This window comes from Streptomyces sodiiphilus (assembly GCF_039529215.1).
In the GTDB taxonomy this organism is placed as follows: domain Bacteria; phylum Actinomycetota; class Actinomycetes; order Streptomycetales; family Streptomycetaceae; genus Streptomyces; species Streptomyces sodiiphilus.
Window position 1 is genome coordinate 37,520 of sequence record NZ_BAAAMJ010000042.1, and the last position, 21,414, is coordinate 58,933.

The 21,414-nt window shown below is 68.2% G+C and carries 19 protein-coding genes; 11 read left to right on the forward strand and 8 right to left on the reverse strand.

All coding sequences use genetic code 11. The features are described from left to right. Positions 1-113: 113 nt before the first annotated feature. The 6 genes from ABD299_RS18465 to ABD299_RS25170 form a co-directional block, all read right to left on the reverse strand. Positions 114-1,553, reverse strand: a complete 1,440-nt coding sequence (locus ABD299_RS18465; protein WP_344263786.1) for an MFS transporter — start codon at positions 1,551-1,553, stop codon at positions 114-116. After that, positions 1,550-2,731: a phenylacetate--CoA ligase family protein gene (locus tag ABD299_RS18470; RefSeq protein ID WP_344263815.1), complete on the reverse strand. Its 1,182-nt coding sequence runs from the start codon at positions 2,729-2,731 to the stop codon at positions 1,550-1,552. Before ABD299_RS18470 ends, ABD299_RS18465 begins: the two co-directional genes overlap by 4 nt. Before the next feature lie 2 nt (positions 2,732-2,733). Next, positions 2,734-3,741 (reverse strand): ATP-grasp domain-containing protein, encoded by a 1,008-nt coding sequence (locus ABD299_RS18475; protein ID WP_344263788.1) that lies wholly within the window; start codon positions 3,739-3,741, stop codon positions 2,734-2,736. Further along, positions 3,734-6,016: an alpha/beta fold hydrolase gene (locus tag ABD299_RS18480; protein ID WP_344263790.1), complete on the reverse strand. Its 2,283-nt coding sequence runs from the start codon at positions 6,014-6,016 to the stop codon at positions 3,734-3,736. The genes ABD299_RS18475 and ABD299_RS18480 overlap by 8 nt, the downstream gene beginning before the upstream one ends. A gap of 28 nt (positions 6,017-6,044) precedes the next feature. Further along, on the reverse strand, positions 6,045-6,800 hold the full coding sequence (locus ABD299_RS18485; RefSeq protein WP_344263817.1) for a class I SAM-dependent methyltransferase: 756 nt from the start codon (positions 6,798-6,800) through the stop codon (positions 6,045-6,047). 330 nt (positions 6,801-7,130) lie between these two features. Beyond that, positions 7,131-7,478, reverse strand: coding sequence for a response regulator transcription factor (locus ABD299_RS25170; RefSeq protein WP_425581366.1), 348 nt, complete (start codon positions 7,476-7,478; stop codon positions 7,131-7,133). A 622-nt stretch (positions 7,479-8,100) separates the two neighbouring features. Between ABD299_RS25170 and ABD299_RS18490 the strand changes: the two genes are divergently transcribed. Further along, positions 8,101-8,820, forward strand: a complete 720-nt coding sequence (locus ABD299_RS18490; RefSeq protein ID WP_344263791.1) for a restriction endonuclease — start codon at positions 8,101-8,103, stop codon at positions 8,818-8,820. A 435-nt stretch (positions 8,821-9,255) separates the two neighbouring features. Next, positions 9,256-10,989 (forward strand): cellulase family glycosylhydrolase, encoded by a 1,734-nt coding sequence (locus tag ABD299_RS18495; protein WP_344263792.1) that lies wholly within the window; start codon positions 9,256-9,258, stop codon positions 10,987-10,989. Between the two features lie 90 nt (positions 10,990-11,079). Here the strand turns inward: ABD299_RS18495 and ABD299_RS18500 are convergent, their stop codons facing one another. Both ABD299_RS18500 and ABD299_RS18505 read right to left on the reverse strand, forming a co-directional pair. Further along, entirely contained in the window at positions 11,080-11,310 is a 231-nt protein-coding gene (locus tag ABD299_RS18500; protein WP_344263794.1) for a DUF397 domain-containing protein, read from the reverse strand. Beyond that, positions 11,270-12,097 (reverse strand): helix-turn-helix domain-containing protein, encoded by an 828-nt coding sequence (locus ABD299_RS18505; RefSeq protein WP_344263796.1) that lies wholly within the window; start codon positions 12,095-12,097, stop codon positions 11,270-11,272. The genes ABD299_RS18500 and ABD299_RS18505 overlap by 41 nt, the downstream gene beginning before the upstream one ends. An 802-nt stretch (positions 12,098-12,899) precedes the next feature. On the opposite strand from ABD299_RS18505, the gene ABD299_RS18510 reads away from it, so the two are divergent. The 9 genes from ABD299_RS18510 (at position 12,900) to ABD299_RS18550 (ending at position 21,362) form a co-directional block, all read left to right on the forward strand. Beyond that, positions 12,900-14,108 (forward strand): ATP-binding protein, encoded by a 1,209-nt coding sequence (locus ABD299_RS18510; protein WP_344263798.1) that lies wholly within the window; start codon positions 12,900-12,902, stop codon positions 14,106-14,108. After that, positions 14,105-14,506 carry a roadblock/LC7 domain-containing protein gene (locus tag ABD299_RS18515; RefSeq protein ID WP_344263800.1) on the forward strand — a complete coding sequence of 134 codons (402 nt, stop codon included), beginning with the start codon at positions 14,105-14,107 and terminating at the stop codon, positions 14,504-14,506. The genes ABD299_RS18510 and ABD299_RS18515 overlap by 4 nt, the downstream gene beginning before the upstream one ends. 14 nt (positions 14,507-14,520) lie before the next feature. Then, the gene (locus ABD299_RS18520; RefSeq protein ID WP_344263819.1) at positions 14,521-14,883 is read left to right on the forward strand and encodes a DUF742 domain-containing protein; all 363 of its coding nucleotides are present in this window, start codon (positions 14,521-14,523) and stop codon (positions 14,881-14,883) included. Next, positions 14,858-15,463 (forward strand): GTP-binding protein, encoded by a 606-nt coding sequence (locus ABD299_RS18525; protein WP_344263802.1) that lies wholly within the window; start codon positions 14,858-14,860, stop codon positions 15,461-15,463. Before ABD299_RS18520 ends, ABD299_RS18525 begins: the two co-directional genes overlap by 26 nt. Beyond that, positions 15,460-16,827 (forward strand): cytochrome P450, encoded by a 1,368-nt coding sequence (locus ABD299_RS18530; protein ID WP_344263804.1) that lies wholly within the window; start codon positions 15,460-15,462, stop codon positions 16,825-16,827. Before ABD299_RS18525 ends, ABD299_RS18530 begins: the two co-directional genes overlap by 4 nt. 517 nt (positions 16,828-17,344) lie before the next feature. Continuing rightward, positions 17,345-18,328 (forward strand): tryptophan dimethylallyltransferase family protein, encoded by a 984-nt coding sequence (locus ABD299_RS18535; protein WP_344263806.1) that lies wholly within the window; start codon positions 17,345-17,347, stop codon positions 18,326-18,328. 65 nt (positions 18,329-18,393) lie between these two features. After that, positions 18,394-19,788: a tryptophanase gene (locus ABD299_RS18540; RefSeq protein ID WP_344263808.1), complete on the forward strand. Its 1,395-nt coding sequence runs from the start codon at positions 18,394-18,396 to the stop codon at positions 19,786-19,788. 495 nt (positions 19,789-20,283) lie between these two features. Further along, positions 20,284-20,607, forward strand: coding sequence for an ATP-binding cassette domain-containing protein (locus tag ABD299_RS18545; protein WP_344263809.1), 324 nt, complete (start codon positions 20,284-20,286; stop codon positions 20,605-20,607). Continuing rightward, positions 20,607-21,362 (forward strand): ABC transporter permease, encoded by a 756-nt coding sequence (locus ABD299_RS18550; RefSeq protein WP_344263811.1) that lies wholly within the window; start codon positions 20,607-20,609, stop codon positions 21,360-21,362. The genes ABD299_RS18545 and ABD299_RS18550 overlap by 1 nt, the downstream gene beginning before the upstream one ends. Positions 21,363-21,414: the final 52 nt, after the last annotated feature.

Genomic DNA, 21,414 nt, shown 5'->3' on the forward strand with positions numbered 1-21,414 from the left:
GACGGGCCCGGGCGGGCGGCGCCGCTGCGGGCGTAACGGCCGGGGCCGAGCCCTTTCGGCCGACGGAATTGCCTCGCGCCGGGACCACGGTTTCGGACAGGCTCCGAACGCTGTCACTTGGCGCCGCCCGCCGCGGTTTTCGCCGCGGCGGGTTCCGCGCGTTCCGGCGGCGGCGTCCGGTCGACGGCCAGGCAGGCGACGGCGGCCACGAGCACGGCAGCCAGCGGAACCAGCATCGCCGTCCTGGCGGCATCGGTGAACGCGGCGTCCGCGGCGACGCGCTGCATCACCACGCCCACGGCCGCCGAACCCACGACAGCCCCGAACTGGAGGAACGTCGCCAGCACCCCCGATGCGGCACCCGCCACCGCTGGTTCGACTCCACGCATGGCGATGGCCGTCATCGGAGTGAACAGCATCGCGTTGCCCGCACCGATGACGAACATCATGGGGATGAAGTACATCCACTCCGCGTCGGCGGTCATCTGCCAGATGCACAGGGCCATGCCGAGCGCCGTCAGCCCCAGCCCGGCTGTCAGCAGCCGCTTCGCGTCCATTCGGTCGGCCAGCCGGCCCACGAACGGCGCCAGCAGCATCGACACCAGCGAGGCGGGCGCGATCACGGCTCCGGTGCGCAGCGCGCTGACCGCCAGCCCTTCCTGGAGGAAGTAGGACAGCGACAGCGTGAAGGCGATCACCGACATGGAGATGCCCACGCCCGCCACCAGCATCAGCCGGTAGCGGCGGGAGTGGAAGACGGCGAACGGGATGAGTGGCTCGTCCTCCTGTTTGCGGCGCTGCTGCGCGACGAACGCCACGACCAGCAACGCCGCGGCCGCCAGCCCTGCCCAGCTTCCGATGTTCCATCCGGCCTCCTCGCCCTGCGTCAGTGTGTACACGGCGATCAGCAGCGCCAGCGCGACGAGCACCGCTCCGGCCATGTCCAGGCGCCGGGGGCGCTGTGGCCGTGGCTCGGGCATGAGCAGCAGCGTGGCGACGAGCAGGGCGGCACCGATGGGCACGTTGATGAAGAAGACCCACCGCCAGTCCAGCAGGCTGACCAGGAGTCCGCCCACGAGGGGCCCGGCGATGGCGGCACCCGCGCCGACCGAGCCGCGGATGCCGAGGGCCGTGCCTCGCCGCTCCTCGGGGATGAGGGAGACGATCGTGACGAGGACCTGCGGCAAGAGCAGCGCGGCCCCCAGGCCCTGGAAGGCACGGGCCAGGATCAGCTGCAAGGGGCTCTGGGCCAGCCCGCAGGCGAGGCTGAAGACGGTGAAGAGGGTCACCCCGAGCGCGAACATGCGCCGCGAGCCGTAGATGTCGCCCAGCCGTCCCGCGGTGATCAGCGCGGCGGCGAGCACCAGCACGTAGGCGTTCACCGCCCACAGGCCCTCGACGACGCTCGCGTCCAGGTCGCGGGTGATGCTCGGCAACGCGACGGTCAGTACTGTCAGATCCATCTGGGCCATGAAGTAGCCACCCACGACGATGGCGAACACGGCCCAAGGGCGTTCCCGTCTTTTCGTGTCCGTCGAGTTCACCGTGCTCATCGGTCCTCCTCTGACCATTTCGACCAGGTGGCCGGCGGTACCTTTGTGGTTCTGTCGATCCTGGCGAGGCGCTCCGCGCGCACCGCGGTGACGGCTTTCGGATGGTGCGACATGACCTGCCGGAAGCGGTCGAACGCCCGCAGCAGCTCGGCGGTGACGTCTTCGGCGTCTGCTGTGCCGAGGAAGCGGACCGTCAGCCGCTCGGCCGTCCGACGGTCGCCGTCCGCCCCGGCGAGACCCAGTTGAGCCTCGGTCACACCTGGGACACTGCGCACCACGTCGAGCACTTCACCGATTCCGAAGGTCGCGCCACGGAACTTCACCATGTCGTCTGCGCGCCCCAGGACGCGCAGACCGTCCCCCCGGCCGCAGCGGCACTCGGCCGGTGCGACGCGGTCGCCCAGCCGGTACCGCACCACCGGCACTGTCCAGCCCTCGCCGACGCGGGTCAGCAGCGCACCGCCGTCGTCCGGCTCCAGCACCTGCTCGGGCAGCAGGTGGAGGACAGCCGGATCGCAGCGCGGGTCATTGACGGCGATGACGTAGGTCTCGACCGAGCCGTAGTTGCCCCAGAAGCCGGCCTGGGGGAACGCACGGGTAACCGCGTCGCGTTTGGTGTCGGTCCACGGCTCGGCCATCCAGATGACTGTCTTCACGGGCAGTTCCGCCCCCGCAGCCAGTACGCCTTCGGCCAGGTCGGCCAGCCCGGTCGGCGTGCCTGCGACGGCGGTGACCCCGATGCGCGCCAGCCGGGGTGCCCAGGCCATGGCGTCTTCGGCTGTCAGCGGTCCGAAGGGGATCACGGTGGCGCCGCTGTGCTCGGCGAGCCGCTGCATGTAGTAGTGCGAGGCCCACATACGCCCGGCGTTGAACGCGTTGAGCATGATGCTGCCGGGCACCAGCGGGCGCCACCGCGCCGACAGACGTTCCACGGCCTGGTGATGCGGCACGAAGGTGAGCTTCGGTTCGCCCGTCGTGCCGCCGCTGGAGAGCAGCAGCGCTCCGTGCCTCTCGGCCGCGTTCCGGGAGATGCCCAGTACCTCGGCCGGGCCGGTCACCGGCAGATCGGCCAGCTCGCGGGCGCCCTGCGGAACGGAGGGCCCGCCGGTCCTCGCGAGCCGGTCCGCGTGGGCCAGCACCTCCGGCACCGGAAGGCGACCGATGCTCCCGGCGGCCATGGTCACGCCCGGTCCTTGAGGAACGCGTCGTGGCCCCGGAGGTACGCGGCGAACCGGTCGTGGATCACACGGTAGGCCACATCGCCCTGGTCGGCGTTCTGGCTGAAGCCCACGGCGCCGTCGGGCTCTATTTCGTGTATCCAGTAGCGCTCGCCGTCGTGGAGGAAGTCGAGTGTGAAGTACGCGGTCCGCAGTCGTCGCGCGGCGTAGGCCACGGCTTCCTCGAGTTCGGGGAGGGAGTCGAGATACTCGCGGTGAATCTTCCCGCCGGTGGCGCGGACCGCCATCATGCAGTACCCCTCCTTCCTTCCACGCAGAATGGTGTGGGGCTTGCCGTCGATGACGTAGACGCGACCCTCGCTGACGTTCTCGAAGTAGGGCTGCACCACTACCGGCACGTCGGCACCGCCCGCCATGCCGATGACGCCCCGCAGGTCATGGATGTTCGTCACCACACTGGTGCCCAGGCCCATCCCCCAGTAGGCGGGTTTGACGATCAGTGGGTAGGTCAGGCCGGACAACGCGATGTCGTAGTGGGCGGACATGGCGGACCGTCCGGTCCCGATGCGCACACTGGGCAGTGCAGGGACCGGGCAGTCGGCGAGAAAGAGCATGGTGGCGAGCTTGTCGCGGCCGATGTATGCGATCCGCGGCGGGATGGGCAGGTAGAACCCGGCCTGTTCCAGGTTGGTGTAGAGCATGACCTGGTTCGCCACGTCCGGTGCTTGGTGCGGCAGAGAGTACAGATAGGTCACGAAGATCGTGTCCTCAGGGGTCACCTGATCCCCGTTGAGGTAGAAGCGGGGCCGCCGGGGGTCCCGCGCGTCAATGGCGATCTCCTCGGGTTTGTGCAGGGACATCTCCAGCCCCAGGTCGCCGGCGACCGCGCGGTACCCGTCCCACACGTTGCGGGCTTCCATCTCGCGTTGCTCCGCCGTGCCGCGATCGGGGTAGATCCAGCACAGGCGCCGCGCGGCCGTCCGGTTCTCCGGGCGCTCGTCGTCAGCCATCGTCTTCGGTGCTTCCCTTCTGGTTCTTCTGAGTCGATGCCGCGGTGACCGCATGGAACGCGCGGAGCTCGGCCACGAACTCCTTTCGCTGTTCGAGGAACGGCATGTGCCCACTTCGTTCGAGGCGGACCAGCCGTGCGTGCGGAATCGTGTCCGCCAGCCAGTCGCCGACGCCGCTGGGAAAGACTTGGCTCCTCGCCCCGTGCACGAGCAGCGTCGGAAGGGGCAGCGCAGCGAGCTGTTCACGCCAGTCGAGGCACAACGCGTCCGTCCACAGCGCGACGACGTCGGCGGGTCGGCAGTTCTTCGATGCGGTGGTGAGGGCGTGCTGCAGGGAGGGATCGGGTGTGCTTCCGTCGGCGAAGGAGCTGCGGACCAGGTCCGTGACGAAGCCGTCGTAGTCGGTCCAGATCTGCTTCAGAAGCGCGAGGGCGCCTTCGGCGTCCAGCCGGCCGAACGCCGCGTGTGTCCAGTCCTCGCCGACGAGTAGACGAGGCGTCATCTCGACCGAGACGAGCCGGGCGACGCGGTGCGGGCCGTAGCGGTTCAGGTAGGTATAGGCGACGGCGGCGCCGAGTGACCAGCCCAGCAGGGTCGCCCCGCACAGGTTGAGGTCATCGAGGTGGTCGCGTAGTGCCCTGGCGGCCGAGTCGAGGGTGGGCGCCGATGTGACGGTGTCGTCCGGGTCGAAGTGTGTGCCGTGCCCGGGCAGGTCCCACACGATGACGTCGTGTTCGTCTGCGAACTCGGCGACAAGCCCGTCGAGGTACCGTCCCGTCGTCGCCAGCCCGGGAATCATCACGAGCGGGGGCTTGCCGGGGGCGTCCCACATCCGGCGGATCACCGCCTTGTTCGGCTTTCCGACGGCCGTGTACGGGATCCGGCGGGTGACGCGGACTGTGCCTTTCAGTCCGTGCGTGTCCCGCAGCCGGCGTTGCACGGCTGCGAGCACGTCCGCCTCGGCGTGCCCGGGAGCCGGGCGCACGGTGACCCGCACCCGGTCGCCGCGCCCCTCCGGGTCGACAGCGAGGCTGACGGATTCGCCGACCGGGCAGTGCGCGACCAGATCCTCGTCCAGGCCGGGGGTCAGAAGCAGCCCCTGCGAGCTGGTCAGGGCCTCGGAGACACGCCCCAGGACGCGATACTCGCCAGAGGCGTTGCGCCGTGCCACGTCTCCGGTCCAGTACTCGCCTTCGCGGAACGTCCGGGCATGGGCGGTGTCGTTGTTGAGATAGCCCTCGCTGGTCCACGGCGAACTCAGTACCAGCTCGCCCACGTCGGGCTCGTCCGCCGTCAGCGGGTTCAGCCGGGCGCTCACCCCCGGCACGAGCGGCAGGTAGGGGTCTGCGTCCGCCGAGGGTTTCAAGTCGACCGCTGCCAGGCCGTACTCGGTCGAGCCGTACAGTTCGCGCAGCCGTATCCCGAGGGACCGGGCGCAGCGGCGAGCGACCTCGGGACCTACGTACGTGCCGCCGCACAGTGCCAGCCGCAACGCCGGCAGCGGACCCTGCTCGTGCTTCTCCGCGGCCGCGGCGAGCTGGTCGTAGTGCCGGGGCAGAGCACTCATCACCGTGGCGCCGCACGCGGCGAGCTGTGCCAGTAGTTGTTCCGGTGAGTCGTCCGGGTCGGCAAGTACCACCTGGGCCCCGGCCAGGAGGGCCGTTAGCAGATGCAGGTCGGTGGCGTGGGCGACGTCGAGTGTGTGCCGGCAGAAGAGGACGTCCGTCTCCGTCACCGCGATGTGCCGGACCCACCGTTGCCGTTCCGGGAGCAGCCGGTCCTGGCGGCAGGCGATCATCTTGGGAAAGCCGGTAGACCCCGACGACCACAGCAGCCGGAACCGTCCTGCGGATAATTCCTCTCCGTGCCCGGCGCCCTCCGGTTCCCCGGCTGCCCCCGCGTCGTGCAGTTCCTCCAGCGTTGCTTCCCGTACGCCCTCCAGAGTGCTGTTCGCCTCGCTCACCACGGCGAGTTCCGGGCGGGCCAGCCTGAGGGCGGTGCGGACGTCTTCCTCGTCGAACTCGCGGATGAGCGGGACATAGCAGGCGCCGATCTTGGCCACAGCGAGGATGAACGCCGGGTAGTCGGGGCTGTTGGGCAGCCCGCGGCAGGCGACCACGCTTCCCGGTGCGATTCCGTGCCGGGCGAGGCCGGCCGCGAGCCGGTCGATACGAGCGAGGAACTCCCGGTATGTCTCGGCTCCTCCGAACGGCGTGCGGACCGCCACGTTCTCGGGGCGACGGCTCGCGACCTCCGCTACTGCCTGGTACAGCACGGCAACCGTCCTGTGGCCCTTGCTTCCGTCACGGCCGTCGACCGGTGTAGGTGGCGAACCGGTGGTCCTTGGCCAGGCAGTCCACGTCGGTGAATCCCGACTCCCGGAGCCAGCGGAGCTGGCTCTCGACATCTGCGCAGATGTCGAACTTCATCCGCTCCCGTCCGGCTGCCCACTCTTCCGCCGGTGTCCCGGAACTCTGCACGTGCGACTCGTGCCGCTGGTCGTACAGTGCCTCGAGCCTGTCGGTGGGGGCGGCGACCTGTTCGACGTTGACGAAGAGCCCGCCGGGACGCAGGACGCGGAGAATCCTGGCGAACAGGTCTCGTTTGCCGTCATGAGTCAGGTGATGGATGGCGAGTCCGCTGACCACCGCGTCGAACGGCCCTGCCGGCAGGGGGTTTTCCGCCATGTCCGCGGTGACCAGCCTTATGGCGTCGTCCCCGGCGAATCGCTGCTCCGCTTTGGCCAGCATCTTCTCGGATTGATCCAGGAGAACGAGTTCGCAGTCCGGGATCAGTTCACGGATTGCCGCGCTCACCAGCCCGGTGCCGGCGCCGAGATCGAGCACCTTCACCGATTTGTTTCCCCCGGGCGCCTTTGGCCCGAATGAATGGGCTATGGCTTCAGCCGCACAGGTGTAGAGAAGATCGAATGACGGTATGAGCTGTCGCCGCAATGAATCGAATGACCCCGGATTCCACAGCTCCCCCACAGTGCGCTGCACGACTATGTCCCCTCTCACAGACGGCCTGAGCTCGCCGCTTCGGCGGAGGTCTTCCACGTCGGCGGCCCGCGCCAATCAGACCACCTGTCCGTCGGGTTTGCCATGGTCCCTTGGTACCAGGGGCCGCTGTCGGCCGGCACACGGCATACGGCATGCGAAACCTCGCGTACCCGGGAGTAACAGGAAGGCGGCAGCCGCCGGACAGTCGGAAGGGCGCGAGGCGGACTCTGCTGCTGCCCCCCTGGATTCAGCACTTCCGCGCAGGGGCAAGCCGCCCGGCGTGGTGCCCGCGGGCAGGCCGTCCCGGTGCGCGTTCTCCCTTGCCGGATGGGTCAGTTGTTCCGGCATCCGGGTCACCGGTGACGCTGCTGTGGAGCACCGAACGCACTATGAACCGGAAGCTTCCGCTCGGGCCCGCACTCCCGTCCCGCCGCAGGAAGGGGCAGGGCTCTGATGAGTGCAGCTGATCTGGTGCCACGTCCGCGCCATGATGGAGGCGTGCAGGCGGCTCGACGCACTCAGCTTTCTCATGACGGTAGCGACATGCTTCTTCACAGTTGCCTCCGTGATGACTAAGGTGAGAGCGATCCTGCGGTTTGTCAGCCCCAGGCCCAGCAGGAGCCATACCTGCTTTTCGCGAGGCGTGAGGAGTCTCCCGGCCGCGGCGACGATGCCGTACTCCGTTTCCAGTGAGGGCAAGTGCTGGCAGTACAGGCATATGTGAGAACTTTCCATGTCCCTTTCCTGTGCGGGTATCGAAATCCGCCTCGGTCGATCTCGACTGTCGATGGCAACGGGCAAAGTCGGTGTGTGGTGAGGTCCCCCCGTTCCTCGGGCGCGCGGAGCGCGCGCACGTCGTCATCGGCCGTCCTGCCCACAACGGACTGTACTCGTCCTGGTCCAGAGCGTCCGCAGTATTCGGGGTCGTGCCAGGGGCAGGTGCGGGCGGTGCAGGGGAGGGCCGATGGAATCCGGCAGCCGACGATGGCGGGGCGCCTCATGGATGAACGAGTCGCCGGTCAGGGCCTCGGCCCTGATAAGGAGCGAAGTCCATGCCGTTGGTGGTACTTCCTCGCACGGTCCCTGCGGCTCGCCGAGCCGGGCTACGCCTTCTCCGGCGAGTTCGGAGGGCTCGGTCTGCTGCTGGACGGCCCGGAGCGGGAGCAGCGGGCGGAGCCACGGACCTGGCGCGCGTCCGAGGGACGGCTGGCCCTCGCCCCAGCCCCCGCTTCGGTAAGACCGAACCGGGAGCCGGAAGCAGCCGGAGGGCGGCGGAAGACGGAGGCCCCCTTTCGCGCTGAGTGGCCTGTCCGCCACTCTGGGTCCCGGCAGTGAACGGGCGAGGGGGACGAGGCCGATGGCACGACGACGTGGGTGGCGGCGCAGGCGGAACCGGCGGCTGGCGATTGCCGGAGCGGTGGCGCTCGCGGCAATGGTGGTCTTCTGGTCCCGGGTCTGGCCGTACGTGCTCGCGGCCCTGGCCCTCGGCTGCCTCGTCCTGCTGGGCAGGCTGGGGTGGCGCCGGCTCCGGGAGGTGCGCCGCAAGGAAGCGGTCTTCCAGGCCGAACAGCGGGTGAGGGACGCCAACCGCACGATGCAGTGCATCGACGCGTTGTCCGGCGAGGACTTCGAACGGCAGGTGGCCGTGATGTTCCGTGAGGGCGGCTGCACGGACGTCGAGCGCGTCGGCGGGCGAGGGGACCGGGGCCGGGACATCGGCGGCCGGCTGCCCGACGGCCGGTCCATGGTGGTGCAGTGCAAGCGCTTCGCCGCGCACCGGTCGGTCGCCGGCGGCGACATGCAGCGCCTGCTGGGCACCCGGACGGACTTCGGCGCCGATGTCGCGATCTTCGTGACGAACACGCGCTTCACCGCAGACGCCGAGAGGTACGCGAGAGAGAAGGGCATCATCGCCATCGGGCGCAACCTCTTCGCCACCTGGCTCAACGGCGCGCCCCTGACGTCCGTGCTCGAAACCGGAGGCGGCGGCCAGGGCAACCGGCAGCACCTGAAGACCTGGAAGAAGACGTACGGGAAGCCGGAGAAGCGCCGGCAGAGGGCGGAACCCCAGGGCTGATCCGCACCTCCCTGTGCCCAAGCCGTCCCCCGTCTCCCACCCCCCGGGCGGCGGCCCGTGGTCTCAGGGGACGGCGACGTGGCCGCGGGGCGGTAGGGGGCCGGTGGTGTCATCGCATGGGGTTGTCCCGTGCCCCGGCCGTCGGCTGCCTGTGCCCGGGATCCCGACGGCATTCATTGACGTGTGCACGACGCAACAGTAGTGTTCGAATATGTCGGAACTGTGTCGAATATCTTCGACAGTGTTGTTCCGGGGCGCAGTTCGGGGACGTCGGCGGGAAACAGCCGTCGGCGGAACGGTACGCCGGACGAACGCTCAGGACCGGGCAAGCGCACGGGGCGGCGCGCGCGTTCGGCCGTGGGACACACGTGTTCCGGCAGCAGCGGGCTCATCCCGAGCCGCTCGGACACATGCACACGGAAAGGGACGACGACGGTGAAGAGCCGTTCACGAGGTTTACTGACCGCCCTGACCGCCCTGACCGCCCTGGCGGTCCTACTCGGCCTGGCGGCCATGCCGTCCTCCGCGGGCGCCGAGGAATTCGGCGCGGCCAAGCACAAGAAGCCGCCGGCCAAGGTCTCGGCCATGGAGATGGTCGAGGCGATGCAGCCGGGCTGGAACCTGGGCAACTCCCTTGACGCCGTCGGTGACGACGAGACGGCCTGGGGCAACCCCCGCATCACCCGGGAGCAGTTGAGGAATGTGCGCGCCCAGGGATTCGAGAGCATCCGTATCCCGGTCACCTGGAGTGCCCATCAGGGCCCCGGCCCCTCGTACACGATCGACCAGGCGTACATGGACCGCGTCGAGGAGGTGGTGGGCTGGGCGTTGGACGAGGGCTTCTACGTCATGATCAACATCCATCACGACTCCTGGCAGTGGGTGATGAACCTGCCGAGGGACTACGACAACGTGATGGCCCGCTACACCGCGGCCTGGGAGCAGATCGCCGGCACCTTCCGCGACGCACCCCCCAAGCTCAGCTTCGAGAGCATCAACGAGCCCTTCTTCGAGGGCAGTTCCGGTGACGCGCACAATGCCGAGCTGATGCACGACCTCAACGCCAAGTTCCACGGGATCGTCCGGGGCTCCGGCGGCAACAACACCGACCGGCTGCTGGTCCTGCCGACCCTGCACACCTCCTCCGACCAGGAGCGGCTGGACGAACTCGTCGACACCTTCGACGAACTGGACGACCCCAACCTGGCCGCCACGATCCACTACTACGGCTTCTGGCCGTTCAGCGTGAACGTCGCGGGCTTCACCCGCTACGACGACACCTCGCGCCAGGACCTGACGGACACCTTCGACCGTCTGCACCACACGTTCGTGGCACGCGGCATCCCGCTGATCATCGGCGAGTACGGGCTCCTCGGCTTCGACCGCCACACCGGCACCATCCAGCAGGGCGAGAAGCTCAAGTTCTTCGAGCACTTCGGCACCCACGCCCGGGCCCGCGGCCTGACGACGATGCTGTGGGACAACGGCCAGCATTTCGACCGCACCGCGTTCCGCTGGAACGACCCGAGCCTGTTCCGGCAGATCAAGTCGAGCTGGACCACCGCCTCCGGCACGGCCTCCTCCGACCAGATCTTCGTCCGCGGGTCCCAGCAGACGACCGATGCCACGCTCACACTCAACACGAACGGTCACACACTCACCTCGGTCGTCCACGGCTCCCGGTGGCTCGTCCGGGACCGTGACTACTCCGTGAGCGGCGACCGGCTGACCATCCGCGCCGCGACCCTGGACCGGCTCGCCGGCCCGGGCCAGTACGGGGTCAACACCACCATCTCGCTGCGCTTCTCCGGCGGGGTGCCCTGGGACGTGCACATCCTCACCCACGACACCCCGGTCCTGCAGAACGCCACGGGGACGACGAACTCCCTGCGGATCCCGACCGCGTTCCGCGGCGACCAGCTGGCCACCATGGAGGCCGTGTACGCGGATGGCGGCAACGCCGGCCCGCACGACTGGACGTCGTTCAAGGAGTTCGACGCGGCCTTCGCGCCGGACTACGAGGCCGGCCGCATCACCCTTCCCTCCGCGTTCTTCGACGCGGTGCGGGACAACTCCACGGTGAACCTCACCTTCCACTTCTGGAGCGGCGACACGGTGTCGTACACGCTCACCAGGTCGGGTTCGACCGTCACCGGCACGGCCGGCTGACCGCCACCCGGCGGCCGGGGACCGCGAACCGTCGCGGTCCCCGGCCGCCCCGGGACTGTTCTGCCTGGACGCCCCGCGCCGCTGGCCCCTTTACGGGTTCCGGGTGGAGAGCCCACCCTCCTTCACGGTGGCGACGAATATCGCCCAGTGCGCGCTGGGAAAGACCAGAGCCGGGCCGGAGGCCTGCTTGGAGTCGCGGACCGGGATGCCGGAGGGGTAGCCGTCCAGCACCTCCAGGCAGCTGCCCCCTTCGTTGCCGCTGTATGAGGACTTGCGCCAGTCAGGCAGGACCGCGGCGTTGGCGATTGAGTGTGCGCTCATGGTGCTCATAGTCCCTCACTGCCGCCCGCATCAGGGTGAGTGACTCCTGCATCGGCAGCGCGTCGCCAAGCGCGAGGTCGTAGGAGCCCTGGAGCCGTTCGACGGTGGACGGGCTGTCGTGCACCTTGCCGATCTGCACTCCCTCGGAGTAGGCGACCGGAGGCTGGTCCTCGAACCACATCAAGGTCAGCATGCTCTGCATGAGCGGGTGGAGTCCCAGCCCGAAGGGCAGAACGTGCACGCGGATGCGGCCGGACTCGACGAGGCGGACGAGGTGCGTGATCTGCTCCGCCATGACGCGCGGACTGCCCACAGGGCGCCTCAGCACGGCCTCGTCCAGGAGCGCCCAGACGACCGGAGTCACCGGGTCGAGGAGGACTTTCGATCTCTCCAGCCGCGTGACGACGAGCCTGTCACGTTCTTCTTCGCTCAAGGGAGGGAAACCCACGCGCAGGACGGCCCGCGCGTATGCCTCTGTCTGGAGGATGCCGGGAACGAAGGAGAGGGCGAACTCCCGGATCACTGTTGCCTGCTGTTCGAGCAGTCGTGCCGTCTCGAAGTAGTCGGCGACCGCCACATCCTCCCGGGGCAGGAAGCTGGTCAGCACGTTTCCCGTGTTCAGGGCTCTGTCCAGGCGGCGGGCGTCGTCCTCCGACGGGATGCGTCGGCCTGCCTCGATGTGCGCGACGTGCGAGCGGGTCATGAACGCCGCGTCGGCCAGCTGCTGTTGCGTCATGCCCGCGGCCTCACGCTGCTCACGCAGCCATTCCCCATAGATGTTGCTCACTGTCAGCTCCCCTGCGACGAACGCACTGTCACCTCTGGGCCCCCGGCCAGGCTAAACGACCGGGTCCCATTCTGTGAGTGAATCGCTACGCAGCGCAGTTCCGCGGTGTGTGCCCGGACTGCGCGCAGGAGGCCCCCGCAGCCGCTGGTGACGACTCGGGGGCATGGCCATCAACCGCACGGAGTTGAAGACGTGTTGCACACTGTCGCCGACGTGATCGAGCCACTGCTCCGGCTGCTTCGGCGCCCGTCCGGACGCCATCGGTCGGAGCCGGGGTGAGCGTCTGCCGGTGCCCGGTGGTGACGAGGGAGACGATCAGGGGAGGCGCCTCGGGAGGTGAACGGCTTGTTTGCGTTCCGGGACTGACACCTGTGGCAGCGGCCGGCCCGCGAAGGGAGTGCGCCGCAGCCGCCGGGGGCCGCGGCCAAGAAGGAGTTCCCCGGCCACGGGCCGGGCGAAAACGGAGAATTCGTGACTGTTCCGTGGTCACCGGCACCACAGGCCAATTGCGGAGACTCCCCCTGTGTGCCGCGCGTGTTCCCCCACCTGATCGGGATGTCGCAGGGCGAAACGGACGGTCACCGGCGGGGCCGGCTACCCGGCCCCGCCGGTGACTCGCGAGGAAAGTAACCGGGTTGGTGCGGTGATACGATCGCCGCACCAACGAGTGGGCTCCGGCCGCAAAACGACTTCATTGGGTCGGAGGTGCGGCCCGGGAAGCCGCCCCGGAGCAGTTGGCGGGCAGTACGTCGCGCTGAGCACGAACCCAGTGACCAGATGCCAGTCGCTTGAAGAGAGTTTTATGACGTATTACATGCAGGGCCCGGCGCTTTGGGTTCTTATTGCTGGAACTTCCATTGCTGCCCTCATTGTCATCCATGCCCGGAACGTGTCGCGAAGGTTAAGGCGGGAATGCGCCGGCCTCGAACAGCAAAAGGCCCGGGCCGAAGAGCGCAACGCCGAGCTCGAAAAACGCAACGCCGAGCTGGAGGACAAGTTCTCGGCGTCCGTGGACGAGGCTCGGAAGAAGGCCGAAGAAGCAATCAACACGGTGCTCAAGTCCGCGATGCGGACACTCCAGGGTCTCGCCGGTGAGCAGCAGCTGATCATTTCCCGGGTTCAGGAAAAGTACGGTGAGTCGCCGGTTCTTCAGGACCTCCTGGAGATCGACCATATGAACTCACAGTTCGGACGGCGCGCCCAGTCCATCGCTGTGCTGTGCGGAGGCTGGGCGGGGCGGCAGCGCGAGGTCGCCTCGGTGCACGACGTGGTGCGCAGCGCTCAGGGCAGGATCCGGCATTACCAGCGTGTCGAGATCCTCTCGCAGGTTGACTTCGGCGTGACCAGCCGAGCTGTCGAACCGGTGGCACTGGCACTAGCCGAGCTACTGGACAATGCCACCAGCTATTCGCAGCCGGAGACCATGGTCGGGATCGATGTCCGGACCGTGCCCAAGGGCATCTGCATCGTCGTCGACGACGCGGGTGTCGGTATGGACGAGGAAGAGAAGGTCAGGGCTGCCAGACTGCTGTCCAGCGAACGGGCGTCCGGTGTCTCCGAGCTCGGCGACCCTCCCCGGTTCGGATTCGCCCTGATCGGTCAGCTCTGTGAGCGCTACGGCTTCACGGTCTCCGTGGACTCCACCTCGCCCTACGGAGGAGTGCGGGCAGTGGTACTGCTGCCCGACGCGCTGCTCACCAGCATGCCGGAGCCGAAGGAAGCGACCAGGGCTGTGAGCACCGTTCCCTCGAACAACCCCGGCGGGGAGGCTGTCGCCGCCCTGCCCGAGACCGCGGACGGCCTTCCCAGGCGCCGGCGGAAGCAGGCTTTGGCCATCGTGCCGCAGGACTCCCGAGGCACGGGCAGCCGGCCCCGCTCAGCGGAGAGGACCGCGTCCACATACGGGCGCCTTCAGCGGGGCACACAATCCGGTCGGGCTGTGAGCGCGGACACTGAGGGCCGGCAGAGCAGCACACGTGAGCCAAGCAGCGAAGGGCATGACGTTCGGTGACGAAAAATCTTTCATGGATGCTTGACGGTGTCTTGGAGATTCCCGGGGCTCTTCACGCGGTCCTGGTCTCCGCGGACGGGCTGCTGATGACCTCCTCCAAGGAGTTAGACAAGGACAACGCGGAGAGGGCCGCTGCCGGAATGAGCGGCGTGCAGTCGCTGAGCCGCTCGCTCGCGTTCTTCTGCGACCAGCCCGGCCTGAAGTGGCAGCAGACGGTGGTCGAGTTCGACGGTGGCTGGATCTTTCTGATCTCCGCCGGGTCCGGCGCGTACCTCGCGGTCTCCGCCACGACCGACGTCGATATGGAAAGCATCACCTATCGAATGCAGCTGATTGTCAGCCAGTTGGGCAAGGAACTGGCGACTTCGCCGCGTGAGGGCACCGGTGCGCGCCCGTGACCGATGACCCGGAAATGCAGGAGCCCGAGGCCGCCGCACTGGTGCGGCCGTACGTCATCACCAACGGCCGGAACGTCCCCGAGGGTGACGAGCTCTCGCTGATCACACTGGTCACCGCGGTCGACAGCCGGCAGCAGTGGCCCGCTCTGCTCTCCCCCGAGGAACAGAGTGTTCTGCGGATGTGCTCCGGCGGCTACCTCGCGGTCGCCGAGATCGTGGGCCACATGGGCTTGCCCATGGGAGTCGTGAAGGTGCTCCTCTCCTCACTCGCCGAACGTGGCTATCTCACCACGCGAGCACCCGTGGAGCGGGCACAGCAAGTCGACGAGCAGATTCTTCAGGAGGTGCTGGATGGTCTCCGGGCCCGTTTTGGGTGAGCCGTCCTACGTCCGTGGCGGGGCCGAGCAGACCGCGGTGAAGATTCTCGTCGTGGGGCACTTCGCGGTGGGCAAGACCACCCTCGTGAAAACCCTGTCCGAGATCCCACCGCTCTCCACAGAGGAGACGATGACGCAGGCCGGAGAGGGCATCGACGACCTGAAAGGAGTGCGGGGCAAGACCACCACCACGGTGGCCATGGATTTCGGCCGCCTGACCCTCAGCGATCACATCGTGCTGTACTTGTTCGGCACGCCGGGGCAACAGCGCTTCGTGCAGATGTGGGAAGACGTGGCCCGTGGCGCTCTCGGAGCCCTGGTCCTGATCGACCCCGAGCGGCTGAGGGAATCCTTTGACGTCATCGACCTGATCGAGCAGTACGGACTCGACTACGCGATTGCTGTCAACCATTTCGACGGGACGCAGATTCGCAACGAGCATTCGTTGCGCGAGGCCCTCGACCTGTTGCCCGAAACTCCGGTCATCGCCTGCGATGCGCGTGATGAGAGATCGTCTGCCAGGGCTCTGATATCGCTTGTCGACTATCTTCAGAACAAAGTCCGTAAGGAGCAAGCATGAGCACTGATCCCACCTTCCCCGTACCGCCCCCGGGATGTCCGGCCCACGGCATGGCTGAACGTGTGCCGCTGTACGGATCGGAGTTCGCGGCGAACCCCGACTCCTATTACGAGTACATGCGCCACTACGGGCCGACCGCGCCGGTCGAGCTGGCTCCCGGTGTGGAGGCGACTTTGGTGACGGATTACGCGGCGGCTCTTCAACTCCTGCAGAACCCAGGTATCTTCCGCAAGGACGCCCGCCGCTGGCGGGACCTCGACGAGGGCAGGATCAGCGAGGACAGTCCGGTCCTTCCGATGCTCGCGCCCCGCCTCAACTGCATGTTCACCGACGGTGCCGAGCACAAGCGGCTGCGCCAGGCGGTCACGGACAGCCTTGCGCAGGTCGACGCGTACTGGCTGAAGCAGTGCTCCGAGCGGGTCTCCCGCTACCTCATCGCGCAGTTCAGCAGCCGAGGCTCGGCCGACGTGCTCAACGACTACGCCAAGCTGCTGCCGCTCTTCGTCTTCAACGATCTCTTCGGCTGCCCCGCGGAGATCGGAGACCGGGTTCTCTTCGGGATATCCGGCGTCTTCGAGGGCGTGAACGCGGAGAAGGCCAATGAGGTGCTGATCCAGGCGGTGGCCGAACTGGTCGCCCTGAAGCGGAGCCGGCCCGGCGATGATGTCACCTCCTGGCTGATGCGGCACCAGGCGCGCCTGAACGACGAGGAGATGATCCAGCAGCTCGTCCTGCTGCTGGGAGCGGGTGTGGAACCGCAGCGGAACCTTCTCGCCAACACTCTGTACTTGCTGCTCACCGACGACGAGGGACGGTATGCGGCCGGTGGCATGATCGACGAGGCCATTGATGCCACGCTGTGGAACAACCCGCCCATCGCCAACTACGCACCGCACTATCCGGCGGCCGACGTGGATTTCGCGGGCCAGAGGCTGAGGGCCGGCGACATGATGCTGGTCAGTTTCGCCGCTGCCAACAAGGACCCGGCGCTCTCCGCGTCACGGCACACGCCCAGCAACCGGTCTCATCTGGCCTGGAGCGCGGGGCCGCACGCCTGCCCGGCGAAGGACTCCGCCCGGATCATCGCGGTGGTCGCCATCGAGCATCTCCTCAACCAGTTGCACGACATGGAACTCGCCGTGCCGGGCGACAGCCTGACCTGGCGTCCGGGACCGTTCCATCGGGCTCTGGCCGCTCTCCCGGTCCGCTTCACTCCTGTGACGCCCAAGGAAGAACTCGAGACGCGGCAAGCCGCCGAGACCACACAGGGCGAGGACGCCGCTGCCCAGGGCGGGGGCGACACGCGGGCACACCAGGATCGCGGGGGACGATGGAGTTCGTTCCTGAACTGGCTGAAGAGTTGATTTACCCGGCACATCTGGACATCGTGTACTGGTTGAAGATCAAACTGAAGGGATAGAAGGGAGCTGTATGACTCCTGGTACACGACTAAGGAGGCGTCGTGGAGCTATCCACCGACACCACTGCCACTCTGCGTTCCCCTGCCGGGCAAGGCCTTCCGCGCCGGGCCTCGACGGCGGGGGGCTGTCCTGTCCCCGCGAATTATCCTGACGCCGGATTTCTTGTGACAAAGAACCAGATACCCGGTCGCAGCACCGCTGTTCCTGTCCGCCTCCCCCGAGCGGTCGGTTCCCTCCGGCGACCGGCCGCACCGTGCCGGCACCCTCGCCTCGCACGCACCGCCACCCGGGAGGCGGGGCAGTGACCACGTCGCCTCCACGGCTCCGGGAAACGACGAAGGCGGAACCACTCGGCAGCTTTGTCGCGGGCCAGTTAACACGTCTGTGCCGGGCTGTGGGACTCGGCCATGCGGACGCGCACGGATACGCGGACCTCCTGACGCAGTCCCTGGAACATGTGGTGGAACGTCCACTGGACCTGCCGCCGCACGCTCCGACTTTCCTGTCCGACGACCACACGCCGGTCGAGTTCTCCCTCTCGTTCGTCCCCGGCGCGGATCCCACGCTGCGCGTACTGCTGGAGCCGGGGCACGGGGCCGGCGACCTGGCGGCGAACGGCCGTACAGGACTGCGGGTGGTGCGTGCCATGGCGCAGCGCTGGGGTTTCACCACCGACCGGCTCGATGAACTGGAAGACCTCTTCTTCCCCCCTTCCCCTCAGGGCCCCCTGGCGCTGTGGCTCGCCCTGGAGCTCCGCCCCGGCGGAGTCCCCAAGGTGAAGGTCTACCTGAACCCCGCGGCGTCCGGAAAGGATCGGGCGGCCAGGACCGTACGCGAGGCGCTGTGCCGGCTCGGGCACGAGCGGGCGTTCGCGACACTTCCCCAGGCCGACGGGTACCCGTTCCTCGCCCTTGACCTGGGCGACTGGGAAACCCCCCGTGCAAAGATCTACCTTGCCCACCAAGGTCTGTCCGTCGCCGACTCGGGCGCCCTGAGCCGGATGGACCCGGGCCCGGAGCCGCACGTACTCCAGGAGTTCCTGTGCACCGCCGGCGACCTCGACGCCTCGCCCGCGTTCCGGGACAGCGCGCGGTTCGCCGGGCGGCCCGTCCTCTCGTGCCACTCCTTCACCGAGGCGAAGAGCGGACTGCCGAGCGGCTTCACCCTGCACTTCCCGGTCCGGGACTACGCGTCGCACGACGGCGAGGCACGTGCGCGTGCGCGGGCTCTGCTGAGTCGGTACGGCATGGACCCCGCACCGCTCGACCGGGCGCTGGCAGGAGTGAGCGGCCGCAGGCTCCAGGACGGTGTCGGACTGATCGCTTACCTTGCGCTGGTCCATGAGCTGGGACGTCCGCCGCGTGTGACCACGTACATCTCCTCGGAGGCGTACAAGGTTCAACCGCCCAGGTCCCAGCTGTCGATTCCTCTTCCCACCCGATAGCCCGCACCGGGCGCGGGAAGCCACTCAGAGCAGTAGAACACCGATAACAGGAGCAGTAACCGGATATGGAGCCGTACCGGATCAAGGTTGTCGAACCACTCCCGGTGACAACACCCCAGCAGCGTGAAGCGGCGCTCAAGCGAGTGCATTACAACCTTTTCGATCTGCGAGCCGACGAAGTGACCATCGACCTGCTGAGCGACTCGGGCACCGGCGCTCTGTCGGCCGCGCAGCTGGCCGCCGGCATGGCCGGTGACGAGTCCTACGCCGGCTCGCACTCCTTCTACAGGTTCCGTGACACGGTGAGGGATCTCACCGGGTATGCGCATATTCTGCCCGCCCATCAGGGGCGCGCCGCGGAGCGTGTCCTGTTCTCCGCGCTTCTGTCACCTGGCGACGTCGTCCTGTCCAACACGCATTTCGACACCACCCGGGCCAACGTGGAGCTGGCGGGCTGCCAGGCTCGCGATCTGCCGTGCGCCGCGGCCCGCGATCTGGACAGCCACGAGCCTTTCAAGGGCAACATCGACCTGGAGACGCTGGAGAAGACGCTGGCCGATTCGGGCGGCCCGCGAGTGGCCGCAGTGGTGATGACCATCACCAACAACGGCGGCGGTGGTCAGCCCGTCTCCATGGACAACCTCCGGCGCACCGCCGAACTCTGCCGGCGGCACGGCGTGCCCATGATTCTGGACGCCGCCCGGTTCGCCGAGAACGCCTGGCTGGTGACCCGCCACGAGGCGGCCTACCAGGACCGCACCCCTCGCCAGGTCGCCGAAGAGGCGTTCCGTCTCGCCGACGGGTGCGTCATGAGTGCCAAGAAGGACGGGATCGCCCACATCGGCGGTTTCATCGGGCTGAACAACGAGGAACTGGCCCAGAAGTGCGAGGTCCTCCTCATCGCCACCGAGGGGTTTCCCACCTACGGAGGGCTGGCCGGACGCGACCTCGACATGGTTGCCCAGGGCCTGCTGGAGGTCACCGAACCCGCCTACCTCGCGGAGCGGGCCGACAGCGCGGGCTATCTGGCCGACCGGGTCCGGGCCGCCGGCGTGAGCATCCTCGAGCCTGCCGGGCTGCACGCCATCTATCTCAACGCCGGGCGGCTCCTGCCCCACATACCGCCGCACCAGTACCCCGGCCACGCCCTTGCCTGCCAGCTCTACCTGCAGGGCGGAATCCGTTCGGCCGAACTCGGTTCGCTGTACCTGGGGAAGGAGGACGAGGACGGCAACCAGGTGAGCGGCCCGCCGTACGAGCTGGTCAGGCTGGCGTTGCCGCGCCGGGTCTACACGCGCAGCCACTACGACCACATCGGCTCGACCCTGGAACGGATCGTCAAGGCCGCGGACTCCGTGCACGGCTACCGCATCGTGGAACAGGGCCCGATCCTGCGGCACTTCCGCGCCAAGCTCCGCCCTGTCACAGCGGGAGGTGCTTCCCCGTCCGAGGGCGGATGAGGCAATCCGGTACCGGCTCTTCGATGAACGGGTCGTCCCCGCCGATGGGATGACCCGTTCGCGCCGCCCCGGGGGTGTTCGCCGCAGAGAGCGGACGCCCCGGGCCGGACCCGGAAGTACTACGGACTCACGGACACTGGCCGAGCGGCCATGCGCGAACGGCAGCAGTTCCGCACCGCGATGAACACCGTGGTCGACACACCGGTGAGTGCGCCGAGCACGTTGAGCGGGCAGCACGGGCCGGCGTGATGTCCGCCGAGGAATGGGGAGCACAACTCCTCGGAAGCCTGGCCGAACTCGGTATCGACGCCAGGCAGGCGAGAGAACTCACCGACGACGCACTGGCCGAAGCCGAAGATGCCGCCCTGGACCCCGGCGCGATGTACGGGCCCGCCGTCGCCTACGCGGGCACGCTCGCCCAGGCGGTCCGCAACGCCACGGCTACCCCTGCTGACACCGGCAGAGCACTTCCGGCTCTTCGGCGCGGCCTACCGCATGGGCGCCGCGCAGGCGGGTGCGACCGGCCGCCACCTCGCCTCGCAGCTCGGCTGGCGCCCTCGCGAGGACACCACCGCGTCGCAGATGTCGGGCGGGACGCAGCAGAAGCTCAATGTGGTCCTCAGCGAGATCGCCCGCCCCGACCTCATCCTGCTCGACGAGCCCTACCAGGGCTTCGACCAGGCCTCCTACCTCGACTTCTGGAATCAGGTGTTCCGCTGGCGGGACGGCGGGGCGGGCGTCCTGGTCGTCACCCACATGCTCCACGACCTCGACCGCGTCGACCACATACTCGAACTGCGTCCCGTGGAGGAAACCTGATGCTGCTGACCGTCGCCTCCACCAGCCTGCGGGAGATGAGACGCCGGCGCTCGGCGCTCCTGCTGGTCTTCTTCCTGCCGCTTGTCTTCTACGCGGTCCGCATCGACGTCCACTGGCAGGCCATCCGGTTCCTCGCGATCGGCGCGGGCTGGGCGATCGCCACCCTGGCGCTGTTCAGCCACGTCACGTCCCGGCGCCTCGATCAGCGGCTCGGCGTGATCGGAGCATCGCCCACCGCCCTGTTCCTCGGCAGACAACTCGCCTTGGTGACACTCGGCGTGGTGGTGGCCGGGTGCTACTTCGGAGTTGTCGCGCTCACCCAGGAAAGCCTGCCGCGGCTCGGTGGCATCGCCCTGCTGCTGCTCACCACCGTCCTGATCAGCGCGCCGCTGGGTGCCCTCGTCAGCCTGGTCATCACGGAAGAACTCGAAGGCGCACTGGCGTTGCTGTCCGTCATGGCCCTTCAGCTCCTCGTCGACCCGGACGGCTCACTCGCGAAACTGCTGCCGCTGTGGTCAACACGCGAACTGTCCGCGTACGCCATCGGGGATCCGACCACCGCGTACAGCCTCCACGGCGGACTGACCCACTTCGCCGTCACGCTGGCGCTCTGCCTCGCGCTCGCCTGGGCCGCCAACGTCGCACGCCTCCGCCCGGTCCGCATCGACCCCCCTGGCCGAGACCCCCGCGACGGCGACGACGCCACGGCAGATGGCGCGCACCTGCCCCCTGGCTCCTCCAGGCGGTCGCTATGACGAGACGCGTGTCTGCTTTCGGCGCATCCAGAGGGCGGTGAGTGTGCCGAGG